The organism is Stenotrophomonas sp. CASM101, assembly GCF_049384845.1.
Taxonomy (GTDB): domain Bacteria; phylum Pseudomonadota; class Gammaproteobacteria; order Xanthomonadales; family Xanthomonadaceae; genus Stenotrophomonas; species Stenotrophomonas hibiscicola.
The window spans coordinates 23,742-41,510 of record NZ_JBMRFR010000019.1 but is presented as its reverse complement, the minus strand read 5'-3'; the positions used below and the strand labels follow the sequence as shown (position 1 = coordinate 41,510).

Below are 17,769 nucleotides of genomic sequence, written 5' to 3'. Positions count from 1 at the left end.
GTTACCTCGCTTCACGGGCCGGGCGCTGACGGTCACCACGGTCGCCGCGATCGTGACGATCGTTGCGCGACGGAGTGTCGTCCTGCTTTTCCTGGCCAACCTGGGAGAAATCGAAGACCTCGCCCTTGTAGATCCAGACCTTGATGCCGATGATGCCGTAGGTCGTCTTGGCTTCAGCGAAGCCATAGTCGATGTCGGCACGCAGGGTGTGCAGCGGCACGCGGCCTTCGCGGTACCACTCCGAACGGGCGATTTCTGCACCGTTGAGGCGGCCACCGACGTTGACCTTGATGCCCAGGGCACCCAGGCGCATCGCGTTGCCGACCGAGCGCTTCATTGCACGGCGGAACATGATGCGACGCTCCAGCTGCTGGGCGATCGACTCGGCAACGAGCTGCGCGTCCAGTTCCGGCTTGCGCACTTCGGTGACGTTGATGTGCGCCGGGACGCCCATCATCTCGCTCACTTCCTTGCGCAGCTTCTCGATGTCCTCACCGCGCTTGCCGATCACCACGCCCGGACGGGCGGTGTGGATCGTCACGCGAGCGGTCTTGGCCGGACGCTCGATCAGGATCTTGCTGATGCCGGCCTGGGCCAGCTTCTTGCGCAGCATGTCGCGCACTTTCAGGTCGGCTGCCAGGTAACCGGCGAACTCGGCCTTGTTGGCGTACCACTTGGAGTTCCAGTCCTTGGAAATGCCGAGGCGGATACCAATCGGATGAACTTTATGACCCATGGTCTTTTCCTTATCCGCTTACTTGGCGGCGCCCACAACCACAGTGATGTGGCTGGTGCGCTTGAGGATGCGGGTACCGCGGCCTTTCGCCCGCGCCATGAAACGCTTCAGGGTCGGACCTTCATCAACCATGATGGTCTGAACCTTCAGCTCGTCGACGTCGGCGCCCTGGTTGTTCTCGGCATTGGCAATAGCCGACTCCACCACCTTCTTGATCAGGTGGGCAGCCTTCTTGTCCGAGAACTTCAGCAGGTTGACCGCACGTTCGGCCGGCAGACCGCGCACCTGGTCAGCGACCAGACGAGCCTTCTGCGGGGAGATGCGCGCAGTGCGCAGGATGGCTTTCGCTTCCATTGTCATCTCTCCTTACTTGCCCGACTTCTTGTCACCACCGTGACCCTTGAAGGTCCGGGTGATGGCAAATTCGCCGAGCTTGTGGCCGACCATGTTCTCGTTGACGAGAACCGGGATGTGGTTCTTGCCGTTATGCACGGCAATGGTGATGCCTACCATGTCAGGCAGGATCATCGAACGGCGCGACCAGGTCTTGATCGGCTTCTTGCTGCCCGCAGCGGCCTCCACCTTCTTGACGAGGTGGTGATCGACGAACGGGCCCTTCTTGAGTGAACGTGCCATGGTCGATTAGCCCCTACGATCGCGGACGATGAACTGCTGAGTGCGCTTGTTATGGCGCGTCTTGTAACCCTTGGTCGGGACACCCCACGGGGTGACCGGATGCGGGTTACCCTGGCCGGCCTTGGCCTCACCACCACCGTGCGGGTGGTCAACCGGGTTCATGGCAGCACCACGAACGGTCGGGCGGACGCCGCGCCAACGCTTGGCACCGGCCTTGCCCAGCTTTTCCAGGCTGTGCTCGTCGTTGCCGACTTCGCCGATGGTGGCGCAGCACTCGACCGGCACCTTGCGCATTTCACCCGAGCGCAGGCGCAGGGTGGCGTAGATGCCTTCGCGGGCCACCAGCTGCACGGCCGCACCGGCGGCGCGGGCGATCTGAGCGCCCTTGCCGGGCTTCAGTTCGATGCAGTGGATGGTGGTACCGACCGGGATGTTGCGCAGCGGCAGGGTGTTGCCAGCCTTGATCGGGGCATCCGAACCAGCGATCACCTGATCACCGGCCTTCAGGCCCTTCGGGGCGATGATGTAGCGGCGCTCACCGTCGACGTAGCACAGCAGGGCGATGTGGGCGGTGCGGTTCGGATCGTATTCGATGCGTTCCACGCGCGCCGGGATGCCCAGCTTGTTGCGCTTGAAGTCGATGATGCGGTAGTGCTGCTTGGCACCACCACCGACGTGACGCACGGTGATGCGGCCATGGTGGTTACGACCACCCGAGCGGCTCTGCGACTCGACCAGGGCAGCGTGCGGAGCACCCTTGTGCAGGTCGGGAGTGACCACGCGCACGGCCGAACGGCGGCCGGGGGAAGTGGGCTTGAATTTCATCAATGGCATGGGATGTACCTCAGGCCTTGGCCGTTACATCGATCGACTGGCCATCGGCCAGGCGAACGTACGCCTTGCGCCAATCGCCGCGGCGGCCAGCACGGTTACGGAAGGACTTGTTCTTGCCCTTCACGTTGACCACGTTGACAGCTTCGACCTTGACGTCGAACAGCTGCTCAACCGCGGCCTTTACATCGGCCTTGGTGGCTTCGTTCGAAACTTCGAAGACATACTGGTTGGAGAGTTCCTGCAGGCGCGCGGTCTTTTCGGAGACACGCGGGGCACGCAGCACGCTGAAGATTTTTTCGTTGCTGTTCATGCCAGCCACTCCTCGACCTTCTTGACCGCGTCAGCGGTGATGACGACCGTGTCGGCACCCACCAGCGAGACCGGATCCAGGCCCTGGACGTCACGCACCTGCACGTACGGCAGATTGCGGGCGGACAGGTACAGGTGCTCGGACGCTTCTTCGGTGACGATCAGCGGGCGCTTGCCCACTTCCAGGCCGGCCAGCTTGGCGACCAGACCCTTCGTGTTGGTCACTTCGACGTCGAAGGACTCCACGATGGTCAGACGGCCCTGACGGTTCAGCTCGGACAGGATCGCGCACATGGCGGCACGGTACTGCTTACGATTGACCTTCTGCTCGAAGCTGCGCGGCTTGGCCGCGAAGGTGACACCGCCGCCGACGAAGATCGGAGCCGTCAGTGCGCCATGACGCGCGCCGCCGCCCTTCTGCTTCTTCGACTTCTTGGTGGTACCAGCCACTTCGGAGCGAGTCTTCTGTGCCTTGGTGCCGGCGCGACCGGCGTTGCGGTAAGCAACGACGACCTGGTGGACCAGATCTTCGCTGAAATCGCGACCGAACACGGCTTCGGAGACCGAGACCTTGTTGTTGCTACCCGTGATAACGAGTTCCATCGTCATCTCTCCTTATGCCTTGCTCGCCGGACGGACGATCACATCGCCACCGGCCGCGCCCGGAACGGCGCCGCGAACGGCGATCAGACCGCGCTCGACGTCGACCTTGACCACTTCCAGGTTCTGGGTGCTCTGCTGCACCGCGCCCATGTGGCCCGACATCTTCTTGCCCGGGAAAACGCGACCCGGGGTCTGGCGCTGACCCAGCGAACCCGGCGCGCGATGCGACAGCGAGTTACCGTGGGTTGCATCGCCCATACGGAAGTTGTGGCGCTTGATGGTGCCCTGGAAGCCCTTACCCTTGGTGACACCCTGGACGTCGACGATCTGGCCGACTTCGAAGATGTCCGCCTTGACTTCGCCGCCAACGGCGAAATCGCCGAGCTGCGCGTCTTCAACGCGGAATTCCCACAGGCCACGACCCGCTTCCACCTTCGCCTTGGCGAAGTGGCCGGCTTCCGGCTTGTTGACCAGGGCAGCGCGACGCGCGCCGACGGTCACCTGCACGGCGCTGTAGCCGTCGGTTTCGACGGTCTTGATCTGCGCGATGCGGTTCGGGGTTGCTTCGATCAGGGTCACCGGGATGGAGCGGCCATCTTCAGTGAACACGCGGCTCATGCCGGCCTTGCGGCCCACGAAGCCCAACGAATACTTCTTCGTCATGGTCGTAGTCCTCAGGTCAGCTTGATCTGAACGTCGACGCCGGCAGCCAGTTCGAGCTTCATCAGCGCGTCCACGGTCTTGTCATTCGGGTCAACGATATCGAGCACGCGCTTGTGCGTGCGGGTCTCGTACTGGTCACGCGCGTCCTTGTCGACGTGCGGGGAGACGAGAACGGTGTAGCGCTCGATCTTGGTCGGCAGCGGGATCGGGCCACGCACTTGCGCGCCGGTCCGCTTTGCCGTTTCAACGATCTCGCTGGCCGAACGGTCGATCAGACGATGATCGAACGCTTTCAGCCGGATCCGGATCTTTTGGTCCGCCATGGCGGTAGGTTCCTTCGTTAAAAGAGCGACAGACAAAGCCTCTGGGTTGCTTTGCCCCATGAAATTCCTGAATACGGACGGCCCACACTCCTGCAGGCCGACAAGGTCACTCCATAGACCTCAAAAACGTAGGCAGACCAGTTTCCCGGCCTGCCCAGACGTAGAAGCATAATGGCACGCAAGGCAGCTGTCAACAGTCGCCTGTTGACGCCGCCTGAATGGCATTGACCCTTCCTGGTCCGGGGAACACAAGGCACATCCTGTGCCTGCTTTCCCATTTGATACGCCCCGATGCCCTACCCAGGCAACATCGGGGCGCAGATACTACCAGATTACTCGATGATCTTCGAGACCACGCCGGCGCCGACGGTGCGGCCGCCTTCGCGGATGGCGAAGCGCAGGCCTTCGTCCATCGCCACCGGGTTGATCAGGGTGACGACCATCTTGACGTTGTCACCCGGCATCACCATTTCGACGCCTTCCGGCAGTGCAGCTGCGCCGGTGATGTCGGTGGTGCGGAAGTAGAACTGCGGACGGTAGCCGTTGAAGAACGGGGTGTGACGGCCGCCTTCGTCCTTCGACAGGACGTAGACTTCACCCTCGAACTTGGTGTGCGGCTTGATCGTGCCCGGCTTGGCCAGCACCTGGCCACGCTCGACGTCGTCACGCTTGGTGCCGCGCAGCAGCAGGCCAGCGTTGTCGCCTGCCTGACCCTGGTCCAGCAGCTTGCGGAACATTTCAACGCCGGTCACGGTGGTCTTCTGCACCGGACGGATGCCGACGATTTCGATTTCGTCGCCGACCTTGATCACGCCGCGCTCGATACGGCCGGTCACCACGGTGCCGCGGCCCGAGATCGAGAACACGTCTTCCACCGGCATCAGGAACGGCTTGTCGATCGCACGCTCCGGCTCCGGAATCCAGCTGTCCAGGGCATCGACCAGCTTCAGGATGGCCGGCACGCCGATGTCGCTCTGGTCACCTTCCAGCGCCAGGCGGGCCGAACCGGCGATGATCGGGGTGTCGTCGCCCGGGAAGTCGTACTTGCTCAGCAGCTCACGCACTTCCATCTCGACCAGCTCGAGCAGCTCGGCGTCGTCCACCATGTCGGCCTTGTTCAGGAACACGACGATGTACGGCACGCCGACCTGACGCGACAGCAGGATGTGCTCGCGGGTCTGCGGCATCGGGCCGTCAGCGGCCGAGCACACCAGGATCGCGCCGTCCATCTGGGCAGCACCGGTGATCATGTTCTTGACGTAGTCAGCGTGGCCCGGGCAGTCAACGTGGGCGTAGTGACGGATCGGGGATTCGTATTCGACGTGCGCGGTCGAGATCGTGATGCCACGCGCCTTTTCTTCCGGAGCGGCGTCGATCGAGGAGTAATCCTTGAACTCGCCACCGAAGCGCTCGGCACCGATCTTGGTCAGTGCGGCGGTCAGCGTGGTCTTGCCGTGGTCGACGTGACCGATGGTGCCGACGTTGACGTGCGGCTTGGTGCGCTCGAACTTACCCTTTGCCATTGTTCTATACCTTGATTGTTCGTAAATGGTTTCAAGAGAGGCTGAGCGAGGCTCAGCCCTTCTTCATGACGGCTTCGGCGATGTTGGTCGGAGCCGGCTCGTAGTGATCGAATTCCATGGTGAAGGTGGCGCGGCCCTGGGTCTGCGAACGCAGCGCAGTGGCGTAGCCGAACATTTCACCCAGCGGGATCATCGCGTTGATGATGCTGGCCGAACCGTCACCGGTGGTGTCGGAACCCTGCAGCACGCCGCGACGACGGCTGACGTCGCCCATCACGTCACCCTGGTAATCCTCCGGGGTCACGATCTCGACCTTCATGATCGGCTCCAGCAGCACCGGCTTGGCCTTGGCGAAGCCCTGCTTGAAGGCCATCGACGAAGCCAGCTTGAACGCCATTTCCGAGGAGTCGACGTCGTGGTACGAACCGAACACCAGCTTCACCTTGACGTCCACGACCGGGAAGCCAGCCAGCGGGCCGCTGGTGATGGTTTCGCGCAGGCCCTTTTCAACCGACGGAATGAATTCCTTCGGGATCACGCCGCCGGTGATGTCGTTGATGAACAGGAAATCGTCCTTGATCATCGGAGCGATCTTCGGATCGGCACGATCTTCAGCGGTGATCGGCGACAGCTCGATCACGACGTGACCGTACTGACCCTTACCACCGGACTGCTTGGCGTGCTTGTAGTCCGACTTGACGTCAGCCAGGGTGATGGTTTCGCGGTAGGCCACCTGCGGCGCGCCGACGTTGGCTTCAACGTTGAACTCGCGCTTCAGGCGGTCGACGATGATGTCCAGGTGCAGCTCGCCCATGCCCGAGATGATGGTCTGGCCGGATTCTTCGTCGGTCTTGACGCGGAACGACGGATCTTCCTGCGCAAGGCGCCCCAGCGCCAGACCCATCTTTTCCTGGTCCGACTTGGTCTTCGGCTCGACGGCCATCGAGATCACCGGCTCCGGGAACGTCATGCGCTCCAGGATGATCGGCGCATCCACGGCGCACAGGGTGTCACCGGTGGTGGTGTCCTTCAGGCCCACGGCAGCAGCGATGTCACCAGCCAGAACTTCCTTGATTTCCTCGCGGTTGTTCGAGTGCATCTGCAGGATGCGGCCGATGCGCTCCTTCTTGCCCTTCACCGAGTTCAGCACGGTGTCGCCACCGTTCAGGGTGCCCGAGTAGACACGGAAGAAGGTCAGCGCGCCGACGAACGGGTCGGTGATGATCTTGAAGGCCAGCGACGAGAACGGCGCCTTGTCGTCCGACTTGCGGGTCATTTCGACGGTGTCGTCGTCAACGTCCACGCCCTTCACGTCCGGCACGTCGACCGGCGACGGCAGCAGCTGGATCACGCCGTCCAGCATGGCCTGCACGCCCTTGTTCTTGAAGGCCGAGCCGCAGTACATCGGCACGATCTCGGTGGCCAGGGTACGGGTACGCAGCGCGTTGATGATTTCGGCCTCGGCCAGCTCTTCGCCGCCCAGGTACTTTTCCATCAGCTCTTCGCTGGCTTCAGCAGCGGTCTCGACCATGAACTGGCGAGCTTCTTCCGCAGCCGCCTGCAGATCGGCCGGGATGTCGCTGTACTCGAACTTCATGCCCTGCGAGGCTTCATCCCAGTGGATGGCCTTCATCTTCAGCAGGTCGACAACGCCCTTGAAGTTGTCTTCAGCGCCGATCGGCAGCTGCATCGGCACGGCAACCGCGCCCAGCTTGGCCTTCAGCTGGCCGACGACCTTCTGGAAGTTGGCACCGGTGCGGTCCATCTTGTTGACGAACGCGATGCGCGGCACGTGGTACTTGTTGGCCTGGCGCCACACGGTTTCCGACTGCGGCTGCACGCCACCGACGGCGCACAGGACGAAGACGGCACCGTCGAGCACGCGCAGCGAGCGCTCAACTTCGATGGTGAAGTCGACGTGCCCCGGGGTGTCGATGATGTTGAAGCGGTGCTCCGGCAGGGACTTGTCCATGCCCTTCCAGAACGCGGTGGTGGCAGCGGACTGGATCGTGATGCCACGCTCCTGCTCCTGCTCCATCCAGTCCATGGTGGCGGCGCCGTCGTGCACTTCACCGATCTTGTGGCTCTTGCCGGTGTAGAACAGGATGCGCTCGGACGTGGTGGTCTTGCCGGCATCGATGTGAGCCATGATGCCGAAGTTACGGTAACGCTCGATGGGAGTGGAACGGGCCACGGGAGCCTCTCAGATTTCTTGGATTTCGGATGGCCGAACGCCGCCTTTCGGCGGCCTTCGGATTGGCGCAGTCTTTCTGGGACCGCGAGGCAGCACGCACCGAAGTGGTGCTGCCCTGCCTGTTTTACAAGGCCGTCAAACTCACCAGCGGTAGTGGGCGAATGCCTTGTTGGCTTCGGCCATGCGGTGGGTTTCTTCGCGCTTCTTGATGGCGCCGCCACGGTTTTCCGAGGCGTCGATCAGTTCAGCAGCCAGCTTCTTCGGCATGGTGTTCTCGCCGCGCTTGCGCGCGGAGTCGATCAGCCAGCGCATGGCCAGGGCCATCTTGCGCGACGAACGCACTTCGACCGGCACCTGGTAGGTGGCACCACCGACGCGGCGCGACTTGACTTCGACCGCCGGAGCGACGTTGTCCAGAGCCTTCTGCACCAGTTCAATAGCGTTGGCGCTGCTGTTCTTCTCGGTGATCACGTCCATGGCGCCGTACACGATCTTCTCGGCGACGGACTTCTTGCCGCTCTGCATGACCATGTTGATGAAACGGGCGATGGTTTCGCTTCCGTGCTTCGGATCGGGCAGGACGGAACGCTGCGGAGTATTACCCTTACGCGACATTGTGCTCTCTCCTTATGCCTTCGGACGCTTGGCGCCGTACTTGGAACGGGCCTGGCGACGCTTGGCAACGCCGGCGGCGTCGAGCGAGCCACGAACGGTGTGGTAACGCACACCCGGCAGGTCCTTGACGCGACCGCCGCGGATCAGGACCACGGAGTGCTCCTGCAGGTTGTGGCCTTCACCACCGATGTAGGAAATCACTTCTTCCTGGTTGGTCAGGCGGACCTTGGCAACCTTGCGCAGAGCCGAGTTCGGCTTCTTCGGAGTGGTGGTGTAGACACGGGTGCAGACGCCACGGCGCTGCGGGCACTTGTCGAGCGCCGGCGAGGCACTCTTGTAGGTGGTCGCTTGCCGCGGCTTGCGGACCAGCTGGTTGATCGTCGCCATCAGTAGGTTCTTCTGATTGGTGGCCGGAAAATCCGGCCAGAGATGCGGAAATGTTAAAGCAGGCCAAAATTCTGGCCTGCTGAGACAGACGATTGTAGCAACCTGCCAGGAAAGCAGTCAAACGCCTCCTGTCAAGCCCGCTCCTGATCCCGGAACGTTACTGGGGGGCCTCCATGTACCCCGTTCAGGTTGGCGGGGTGAACCACGAGGTCCACCCTGCCCTGCGCCGGTAGCCCGGGTGGTCCGGCCTTGCGGCCGGACCGGATGCATCATTCTTCGCCCGAGGCCTGTTCAGCTTCAGCTTCAACCACCGCTGCCTCGACCGCAGCCGGAGTGCCGGCCAGGGTCTGCATTTCCGACTCGGTAAGGCCGGAGGCGCCGCGGCGGCGGTTGCTGTGGTACGCCAGGCCGGTACCGGCCGGAATCAGGCGACCCACGATGACGTTTTCCTTCAGGCCGCGCAGGTTGTCCGAGGTGCCGCGGACGGCCGCTTCGGTCAACACACGGGTGGTTTCCTGGAACGACGCGGCCGAGATGAACGATTCGGTCGCCAGCGAGGCCTTGGTGATACCCAGCAGCACCGGATCGAAACGAGCCGGCAGCTCGTTGCGGGCCGCGAGGCGCGCATTCTCCTCGATAACGCGCTGGCGCTCCACCTGTTCGCCGTTCAGGAACTTGCTGCTGCCCTGGTCGGTGATCTCGACCTTGCGCAGCATCTGGCGGGTGATCACCTCGATGTGCTTGTCGTTGATCTTCACGCCCTGCAGGCGATACACGTCCTGGATTTCCTTCACCAGGTAGGCAGCCAGCGGTTCGACACCCAGCAGGCGCAGGATGTCCTGCGGGCTCGGCTCGCCGTCCACGATGGTTTCACCCTTGGTGACATGCTCGCCTTCGAACACGATGACCTGGCGGTACTTCGGGATCAGCTCTTCGTGCTCCGAACCATCGGTGTCCTTGATGATCAGGCGCTGCTTGCCCTTGGTGTCCTTGCCGAAGCTGATGATGCCCGAACGCTCGGCCAGCACCGCCGGATCCTTCGGCTTGCGGGCTTCGAACAGATCGGCCACGCGCGGCAGACCACCGGTGATGTCGCGGGTCTTCGACGCTTCCTGCGGAATCTTGGCGACCACGTCACCCACGCCGACGGCAGCGCCGTCCTGCAGGTTGACGATCGAGCGCGGCGGCAGCAGGTACTGCGCCGGCAGATCGGTGCCCGGGATCGACAGGTCATTGCCCTTGGCGTCGACGATGCGCACGATCGGGCGCAGGTCCTTGGCCTGGGTACCACGACGCTTCGGATCGGTGATTTCGCGCGAGGCAAGGCCGGTCAGCTCGTCGGTCTTCTCGATGACGGTGATGCCGTCGACGAAGTCGATGAAGCGGATGAAGCCGGCCACTTCCGACACGATCGGGTGGTTATGCGGATCCCAGTTGGCCACGGTCTGGCCAGCCTTGATCGCATCACCGTCCTTGGACGTGATGGTCGCACCGTACGGCAGCTTGTAACGCTCACGCTCACGACCGTGGGCATCGAGCACCGAGATTTCGCCCGAGCGCGACACCGCCACCAGCGAGCCGTTGGCGTGCTCGACCGACTTGAGGTTGCTGAACTTGACCGAGCCGGTGGTCTTGACGGTGATGTTGTCGACCGCAGCAGCTCGCGACGCCGCACCACCGATGTGGAACGTACGCATGGTCAGCTGGGTACCCGGCTCACCGATGGACTGGGCGGCGATGACGCCGACCGCTTCACCGATGTTGACCAGGTGGCCGCGGGCCAGATCGCGGCCGTAGCAGCGCGAGCAGACACCGAAGGCCGATTCGCAGGAGATGGTCGAGCGGACCTTGATGGTCTGCACGCCGGCATCTTCCAGCTTGGCCACCCAGGCTTCGTCCAGCAGGGTGTTGCGGGTGACGATCGGATCTTCATCGTTGCCCGGCAGGAACACGTCCTCGGCCACCACGCGACCCAGCACGCGGTCCTTCAGCGGCTCGACCACGTCGCCGCCTTCCACGATCGGGGTCATGATCAGGCCTTCGGTGGTACCGCAATCCACCTCGGTGATCACCACGTCCTGCGCGACGTCGACCAGACGACGGGTCAGGTAACCCGAGTTCGCGGTCTTCAGCGCGGTATCGGCCAGACCCTTACGGGCACCGTGGGTGGAGTTGAAGTACTCCTGCACGTTCAGGCCTTCGCGGAAGTTCGCCTTGATGGGCGTCTCGATGATCGAGCCGTCCGGGCGGGCCATCAGGCCGCGCATGCCGGCCAGCTGACGGATCTGCGCCTGCGAACCACGCGCACCGGAGTCGGCCATGATGTACAGCGAGTTCATCGACTTCTGGTCGATGGTCTCACCCTTGGCATTGACCACCTTCTCGGTACCGATGGTGTCCATCATCGCCTTGGCGATGCGCTCGTTGGTGCGCGACCAGATGTCGACCACCTTGTTGTAGCGCTCGCCGGCGGTGACCAGGCCCGACTGGTACTGCTCCTGGATTTCCAGCACTTCGGCTTCGGCCTCGGTGAGGATGCCCTTCTTCTCGTCCGGGATCAGCATGTCGTCGATGCCGATCGAGACGCCGGCACGGGTCGCGTAGGCGAAGCCGGTGTACATCAGCTTGTCAGCGAACACGACCGTGTCCTTCAGGCCCAGCTGGCGGTAGCTGGAGTTGATCAGGCGGCTGATGTTCTTCTTGGTCAGTTCGACATTGGCCAGTGCGAACGGCAGGCCTTCCGGCAGGATTTCAGCCAGCAGGGCGCGACCGATCGTGGTGTCCACGATCGAGGTCTTGTTCTGCTTGTTGCCATCTTCGTCGGTCACCACCTCGGTGATGCGGACCTTGACCTTGGCGTGCAGTTCCACCACGCGGTTGTCGTAGGCGCGCTTGACTTCGGCGATGTTGGCGAAGGCCATGCCCTCGCCCTTCTTGTTCTCCAGCGAGCGGGTCATGTAGTACAGACCCAGCACGACGTCCTGCGACGGCACGATGATCGGCTCGCCGTTGGCCGGCGACAGGATGTTGTTGGTCGACATCATCAGCGCACGCGCTTCCAGCTGGGCTTCCAGCGAGAGCGGCACGTGGACGGCCATCTGGTCACCGTCGAAGTCGGCGTTGAACGCGGTGCAGACCAGCGGGTGCAGCTGGATGGCCTTGCCTTCGATCAGCACCGGCTCGAACGCCTGGATACCCAGACGGTGCAGGGTCGGCGCACGGTTCAGCATCACCGGATGCTCGCGGATGACCTCTTCCAGGATGTCCCAGACTTCGGCTTCTTCGCGCTCGACCAGCTTCTTGGCGGCCTTGATGGTGGTGGCCAGGCCACGACGCTGCAGCTTGGCGAAGACGAACGGCTTGAACAGCTCCAGCGCCATCTTCTTCGGCAGGCCGCACTGGTGCAGGCGCAGGTACGGGCCGACCACGATGACCGAACGGCCCGAGTAGTCGACGCGCTTGCCGAGCAGGTTCTGGCGGAAGCGACCCTGCTTGCCCTTGATCATGTCGGCCAGCGACTTCAGCGGGCGCTTGTTGGTGCCGGTAATGGCACGGCCACGACGGCCGTTGTCCAGCAGCGCATCGACCGACTCCTGCAGCATGCGCTTTTCATTGCGCACGATGATGTCCGGCGCGCTCAGTTCGAGCAGGCGGCGCAGGCGGTTGTTGCGGTTGATGACGCGGCGGTACAGGTCGTTCAGGTCGGAGGTCGCGAAGCGGCCGCCATCCAGCGGGACCAGCGGACGCAGGTCCGGCGGCAGCACCGGCAGCACGGTCATGACCATCCATTCCGGACGGTTGCCCGATTCCAGGAAGGCTTCGATCAGCTTGATGCGCTTGGTGAGGCGCTTGAGCTTGGTTTCCGAACCGGTAGCGGCGATTTCCTCGCGCAGGCGGGTCATTTCCGACTGCAGGTCGATCGTGCGCAGCAGTTCGTACACGGCCTCGGCGCCCATGGCGGCGTCGAAGTCGTCACCGTGCTCCTGGCGGGCCTGCAGGTACTGTTCCTCGGTCAGCAGCTGGCGGCGTTCCAGGGCGGTCAGGCCCGGCTCGGTCACCACGTAGGCTTCGAAATACAGCACGCGCTCGATGTCGCGCAGGGTCATGTCCAGCATCAGGCCGATGCGCGACGGCAGCGACTTCAGGAACCAGATGTGGGCGACCGGCGAGGCCAGGTCGATGTGGCCCATGCGCTCGCGGCGCACCTTGGCCAGGGTCACTTCGGTGCCGCACTTTTCGCAGACCACGCCGCGGTGCTTCATGCGCTTGTACTTGCCGCACAGGCACTCGTAGTCCTTCACCGGTCCGAAGATGGCGGCGCAGAACAGGCCGTCGCGTTCCGGCTTGAAGGTGCGGTAGTTGATGGTTTCCGGCTTCTTCACTTCGCCGAAGGACCACGAACGGATCAGGTCCGGCGAAGCCAGCGCGATCTTGATCGCGTCGAAGTCCAGCGTCTGGCGCTGCTGGTTGAAGAGGTTGAGCAGGTCTTTCATGGTGTTCTCCAGAAGGAGGAATGCTGTGTCGATGGGCTTTCAGTTCACTGCCAGCGGCGCGGCGGTGGAGGCCGCCGCGCCGGCATGGATCAGTTGTCTTCCAGTTCCATGTTGATGGCCAGCGAGCGGATTTCCTTCACGAGCACGTTGAAGGATTCCGGCATGCCCGCGACCATCTCGTGCTCACCGTCGACGATGTTCTTGTACATCTGGTTGCGGCCCTGCACGTCGTCGGACTTCACCGTCAGCATTTCCTGCAGGGTGTAGGCCGCGCCGTAGGCTTCCAGCGCCCAGACTTCCATTTCACCGAAGCGCTGGCCGCCGAACTGCGCCTTGCCGCCCAGCGGCTGCTGGGTGACGAGCGAGTACGGGCCGGTCGAACGGGCGTGCATCTTGTCGTCGACCAGGTGGTTCAGCTTCAGGTAGTGCATGTAACCAACCGTGGTGTGGCGATCGAATGCTTCACCGGTGCGGCCGTCGTACAGCTGGGTCTGGCCACTGCTCGGCAGGTCGGCCAGTTCCAGCATGCGCTTGATTTCCGCTTCGGTGGCGCCGTCGAACACCGGGGTGGCCATCGGCACGCCGTCGGTCAGGTTGCGGGCCAGGCGCAGCAGTTCCTCGTCGCTGAACTGCGACAGGTCGACACGGTTGGCCACGTTGGTATCGTCGTGGTTGTAGATGTCGTCCAGGAACTTGCGCAGGTCGGCCACCGCCGCCTGGGCTTCCAGCATCGCCTGGATCTTGCGACCCAGGCCCTTGGCGGCCCAGCCCAGGTGCACTTCCAGGATCTGGCCGATGTTCATGCGCGACGGCACGCCCAGCGGGTTCAGCACGATATCCACGGTTTCGCCCGAGGCCATGTACGGCATGTCCTCGACCGGCACCACGTTGGAGACCACACCCTTGTTGCCGTGGCGGCCGGCCATCTTGTCGCCCGGCTGGATGCGGCGCTTCACGGCCAGGAACACCTTGACCATCTTCAGCACGCCCGGGGCGAGGTCGTCACCGGCGGTGATCTTGCCGCGCTTGTCGGCGAAGCGACGCTCGAACTCCTTCTCGTGCGCCTGGATCTGCTTCTGTGCGCGCTCGATGGCTTCCGAAGCGTCTTCGTCCTTCATGCGCAGGGCGAACCAGTCAGCCTTCTTCAGGCCATCCAGGAACGCGTCGGTGATCACGTCACCCTTCTTCAGGCCAGCGCCACCGTTGACCACCTTGCCCACGATCTGCGAACGCAGACGCATGTAGATGGCGGCCTCCAGGATGCGGAACTGGTCGTCGAAGTCCTTCTTGACGCGCTTGATTTCAGACTCTTCGATCTGGCGGGCGCGCTTGTCCTTCTCGATGCCGTCGCGGGTGAAGACCTGCACGTCGATGACGGTGCCGTCCATGCCCGGCGGAACGCGCAGCGAGCTGTCCTTCACGTCCGAAGCCTTCTCGCCGAAGATGGCGCGCAGCAGCTTCTCTTCCGGAGTCAGCTGGCTTTCACCCTTCGGGGTGACCTTGCCGACCAGGATGTCGCCGGCACGGACTTCCGCACCGATGTACACCACGCCGCTCTCGTCCAGGCGGTTCAGCGCCTGCTCGGAGACGTTCGGGATGTCGGCGGAGATTTCCTCCGGCCCCAGCTTGGTATCACGCGCGACGCAGGTCAGCTCTTCGATGTGGATCGTGGTGTAACGATCTTCTTCCACCACGCGCTCGGAGAGCAGGATGGAGTCTTCGAAGTTGTAGCCGTTCCACGGCATGAACGCGATCAGCATGTTCTGGCCCAGGGCCAGTTCGCCGATGTCGGTGGACGGACCGTCGGCCAGCACGTCACCGCGGGCGATGACGTCACCCACCTGGACCAGCGGACGCTGGTTGATGCAGGTGTTCTGGTTCGAACGGGTGTACTTGACCAGGTTGTAGATGTCCACGCCCGCGTCGGTGGCGCCAACGATCTCTTCCTCGTTGACCTTGACCACGATGCGGGCTGCGTCGATCTGCACGATCTCGCCACCACGGCGGGCGTTCACGGTCACGCCGGAGTCACGCGCCACGGCGCGCTCGATGCCGGTACCCACCAGCGGCTTCTGCGCACGCAGGGTCGGCACGGCCTGACGCTGCATGTTGGCGCCCATCAGTGCGCGGTTGGCGTCATCGTGCTCCAGGAACGGAACCAGCGCGGCCGCGATCGACACGGTCTGCATCGGCGAGACGTCCATGAAGTGCACTTCCGCCGGCGGCTTCAGCAGCGATTCGCCCTGGAAGCGGCACGGCACGAACTGCTCGGTCAGGGTGCCCTTGGCGTCGGTCAGCGCGTTGGCCTGCGCAATGACGTACTCGTTTTCTTCGATCGCCGACAGGAACTCGACTTCGTCATAGACCTTGCCGTCCACGACCTTTCGGTACGGGGTCTCGAGGAAACCGTACTGGTTGGTGCGGGCGTACACGGCCAGCGAGTTGATCAGGCCGATGTTCGGGCCTTCCGGGGTTTCGATGGTGCAGACGCGACCGTAATGGGTCGGGTGCACGTCGCGCACTTCGAAGCCGGCGCGCTCACGGGTCAGGCCGCCCGGGCCCAGGGCCGAGACGCGACGCTTGTGCGTCACTTCCGACAGCGGGTTGTTCTGATCCATGAACTGCGACAGCTGCGAGGAGCCGAAGAACTCCTTGATGGCAGCGGCGACCGGCTTGGCGTTGATCAGCTCCTGAGGGGTCAGGCCTTCCGACTCGGCCATCGACAGGCGCTCCTTGACCGCGCGCTCGACGCGGACCAGGCCCACGCGGAACACGTTCTCGGCCATTTCACCGACCGAGCGCACGCGACGGTTGCCCAGGTGATCGATGTCGTCGACCACGCCGCGACCGTTGCGGATCTCGGTCAGGACCTTGATCACGTCGAGGATGTCGGAGCTGTCGCCGTGGGCGGCGACCAGGCGCTTGGACTCTTCGTCGTTGCGCTCACCGAAGTACTTGCTGTCGTACAGCACGGCTTCGCCGGTGGTTTCCTTGCGGCCCACGCGACGGTTGAACTTCATGCGGCCGACCGCGGACAGGTCGTAGCGCTCGAAGGTGAAGAACAGGTTGTGGAACAGGTTCTGCGCGGCATCCTTGGTCGGCGGCTCGCCCGGACGCATCATGCGGTAGATCTCGACCAGCGCTTCCAGCTGGGTCTTGGTCGGGTCGATGCGCAGGGTGTTGGACAGGTACGGACCACGATCCAGGTCGTTCACCCACAGGGTGCCGACCGCGTCCACGCCGGCCTTGCGGAAGGCCTGCAGCTGTTCGTCGGTGATCTCGTCGTTGGCCTGGGCCAGCAGTTCGCCGGTCGAGGCATCGACCACGTCGTGCGACAGGATGCGGCCGACGATGTAGTCGTCCGGCACGGCCAGGGCGGCGATGCCCGAGGCTTCCAGCTGCTTGATGTGGCGCGCGGTGATGCGCTTGCCGGCTTCCACGATGACCTTGTCGCCGTCGGCGAGGTCGAAGCCCAGGGTTTCGCCACGCAGGCGCTCGGGCACCAGCTCCAGCTGGACGCCTTCATCCGGGTTGATGTGGAAGGTGTTGATCTCGAAGAACTCGGCCAGCATCTCTTCGTTGCTGTAACCAAGCGCGCGCAGCAGGATCGACACCGGCAGCTTGCGGCGGCGGTCGATACGGGTGAACAGCGCATCCTTCGGGTCGAACTCGAAGTCCAGCCAGGAACCGCGGTAAGGAATGATGCGGGCGCTGTACAGCAGCTTGCCCGAGCTGTGGGTCTTGCCGCGGTCGTGGTCGAAGAACACGCCCGGCGAGCGGTGCAGCTGCGAGACGATGACGCGCTCGGTACCGTTGACGATGAAGGTGCCGTTCTCGGTCATCAGCGGGATTTCGCCCAGATAGACCTCCTGCTCCTTCACGTACTTGATGGCCTTGGTCGACGACTCACGGTCGTAGATCACCAGGCGCACGGTCACGCGCAGCGGGGCGCCGTAGCTCATGCCACGCTGGCGGCACTCACGCTCGTCGAAGACCGGTTCGCCCAGCTTGTAGCCGACGTATTCCAGAGCAGCGTTGCCGCTGTAGCTGGCGATCGGGAAGACCGACTTCAGCGCAGCGTGCAGGCCGTGGTCCGTGCGCTTGGCCGGATCGACGTTCTCCTGCAGGAATTCACGATAGGAATCCACCTGGATGGCGAGCAGGAACGGCACTTCGAGAATCGAGCGCTGCTTGCCGAAATCCTTGCGGATACGCTTTTTTTCGGTGAACGAATAGGACGTCATGAGGTCTTCCACCTTGTTGTGCGGATCGTGCGCCCACGATCCGAAGGGAACTTGAAATTGTCAGTTGGAAGTCGCTGGTATTGCCGGCACCAGCACGCCTTCTCCCGCTACTTCCAACTGCCAACTCGTCTGCTTCCACTCCCCCGCTGCCGCGCCATGCGCTGGCCTGCCGGGGTTTGACTGCAGCCCGTGTTGGGCTTTTTTCCTGC

The 17,769-nt window shown here is 63.4% G+C and carries 14 protein-coding genes; all 14 read right to left on the bottom strand.

Annotation, left to right across the window (positions count from 1 at the left end; all coding sequences use genetic code 11):
- Window position 1 precedes the first annotated feature (1 nt).
- Window positions 2-736 (bottom strand): 30S ribosomal protein S3, encoded by a 735-nt coding sequence (gene rpsC / locus VG543_RS18660; RefSeq protein WP_005415414.1) that lies wholly within the window; start codon window positions 734-736, stop codon window positions 2-4.
- A gap of 18 nt (window positions 737-754) precedes the next feature.
- Window positions 755-1,090 carry a 50S ribosomal protein L22 gene (gene rplV / locus VG543_RS18655; RefSeq protein WP_004145348.1) on the bottom strand — a complete coding sequence of 112 codons (336 nt, stop codon included), beginning with the start codon at window positions 1,088-1,090 and terminating at the stop codon, window positions 755-757.
- A 12-nt stretch (window positions 1,091-1,102) separates the two neighbouring features.
- Entirely contained in the window at window positions 1,103-1,372 is a 270-nt protein-coding gene (gene rpsS, locus VG543_RS18650) for a 30S ribosomal protein S19 (protein WP_005415413.1), read from the bottom strand.
- 6 nt (window positions 1,373-1,378) lie between these two features.
- Window positions 1,379-2,206 carry a 50S ribosomal protein L2 gene (rplB, locus tag VG543_RS18645; protein ID WP_004145339.1) on the bottom strand — a complete coding sequence of 276 codons (828 nt, stop codon included), beginning with the start codon at window positions 2,204-2,206 and terminating at the stop codon, window positions 1,379-1,381.
- Between the two features lie 10 nt (window positions 2,207-2,216).
- Entirely contained in the window at window positions 2,217-2,516 is a 300-nt protein-coding gene (rplW, locus tag VG543_RS18640; RefSeq protein ID WP_004145338.1) for a 50S ribosomal protein L23, read from the bottom strand.
- Complete coding sequence (gene rplD, locus VG543_RS18635) at window positions 2,513-3,118, bottom strand: 50S ribosomal protein L4 (RefSeq protein WP_019659578.1); 606 nt, start codon at window positions 3,116-3,118, stop codon at window positions 2,513-2,515. Before rplD ends, rplW begins: the two co-directional genes overlap by 4 nt.
- A 12-nt stretch (window positions 3,119-3,130) precedes the next feature.
- Window positions 3,131-3,781 carry a 50S ribosomal protein L3 gene (gene rplC, locus VG543_RS18630; protein WP_004145336.1) on the bottom strand — a complete coding sequence of 217 codons (651 nt, stop codon included), beginning with the start codon at window positions 3,779-3,781 and terminating at the stop codon, window positions 3,131-3,133.
- A gap of 11 nt (window positions 3,782-3,792) precedes the next feature.
- Window positions 3,793-4,104 (bottom strand): 30S ribosomal protein S10, encoded by a 312-nt coding sequence (rpsJ, locus tag VG543_RS18625; RefSeq protein ID WP_005408208.1) that lies wholly within the window; start codon window positions 4,102-4,104, stop codon window positions 3,793-3,795.
- Between the two features lie 332 nt (window positions 4,105-4,436).
- Complete coding sequence (gene tuf, locus VG543_RS18620) at window positions 4,437-5,627, bottom strand: elongation factor Tu (RefSeq protein WP_033835886.1); 1,191 nt, start codon at window positions 5,625-5,627, stop codon at window positions 4,437-4,439.
- A 52-nt stretch (window positions 5,628-5,679) separates the two neighbouring features.
- A complete protein-coding gene (gene fusA, locus VG543_RS18615) occupies window positions 5,680-7,821 on the bottom strand; it encodes an elongation factor G (protein WP_019662237.1) in 2,142 nt (713 codons plus the stop codon).
- Window positions 7,822-7,962: 141 nt separating this feature from the next.
- On the bottom strand, window positions 7,963-8,436 hold the full coding sequence (gene rpsG, locus VG543_RS18610) for a 30S ribosomal protein S7 (RefSeq protein ID WP_004145321.1): 474 nt from the start codon (window positions 8,434-8,436) through the stop codon (window positions 7,963-7,965).
- A 12-nt stretch (window positions 8,437-8,448) separates the two neighbouring features.
- Window positions 8,449-8,823: a 30S ribosomal protein S12 gene (gene rpsL, locus VG543_RS18605; protein ID WP_004145320.1), complete on the bottom strand. Its 375-nt coding sequence runs from the start codon at window positions 8,821-8,823 to the stop codon at window positions 8,449-8,451.
- Between the two features lie 269 nt (window positions 8,824-9,092).
- Window positions 9,093-13,316 (bottom strand): DNA-directed RNA polymerase subunit beta', encoded by a 4,224-nt coding sequence (gene rpoC, locus VG543_RS18600; protein ID WP_019662236.1) that lies wholly within the window; start codon window positions 13,314-13,316, stop codon window positions 9,093-9,095.
- An 89-nt stretch (window positions 13,317-13,405) separates the two neighbouring features.
- Window positions 13,406-17,560, bottom strand: a complete 4,155-nt coding sequence (gene rpoB / locus VG543_RS18595) for a DNA-directed RNA polymerase subunit beta (protein WP_019662235.1) — start codon at window positions 17,558-17,560, stop codon at window positions 13,406-13,408.
- Window positions 17,561-17,769 lie beyond the last annotated feature (209 nt).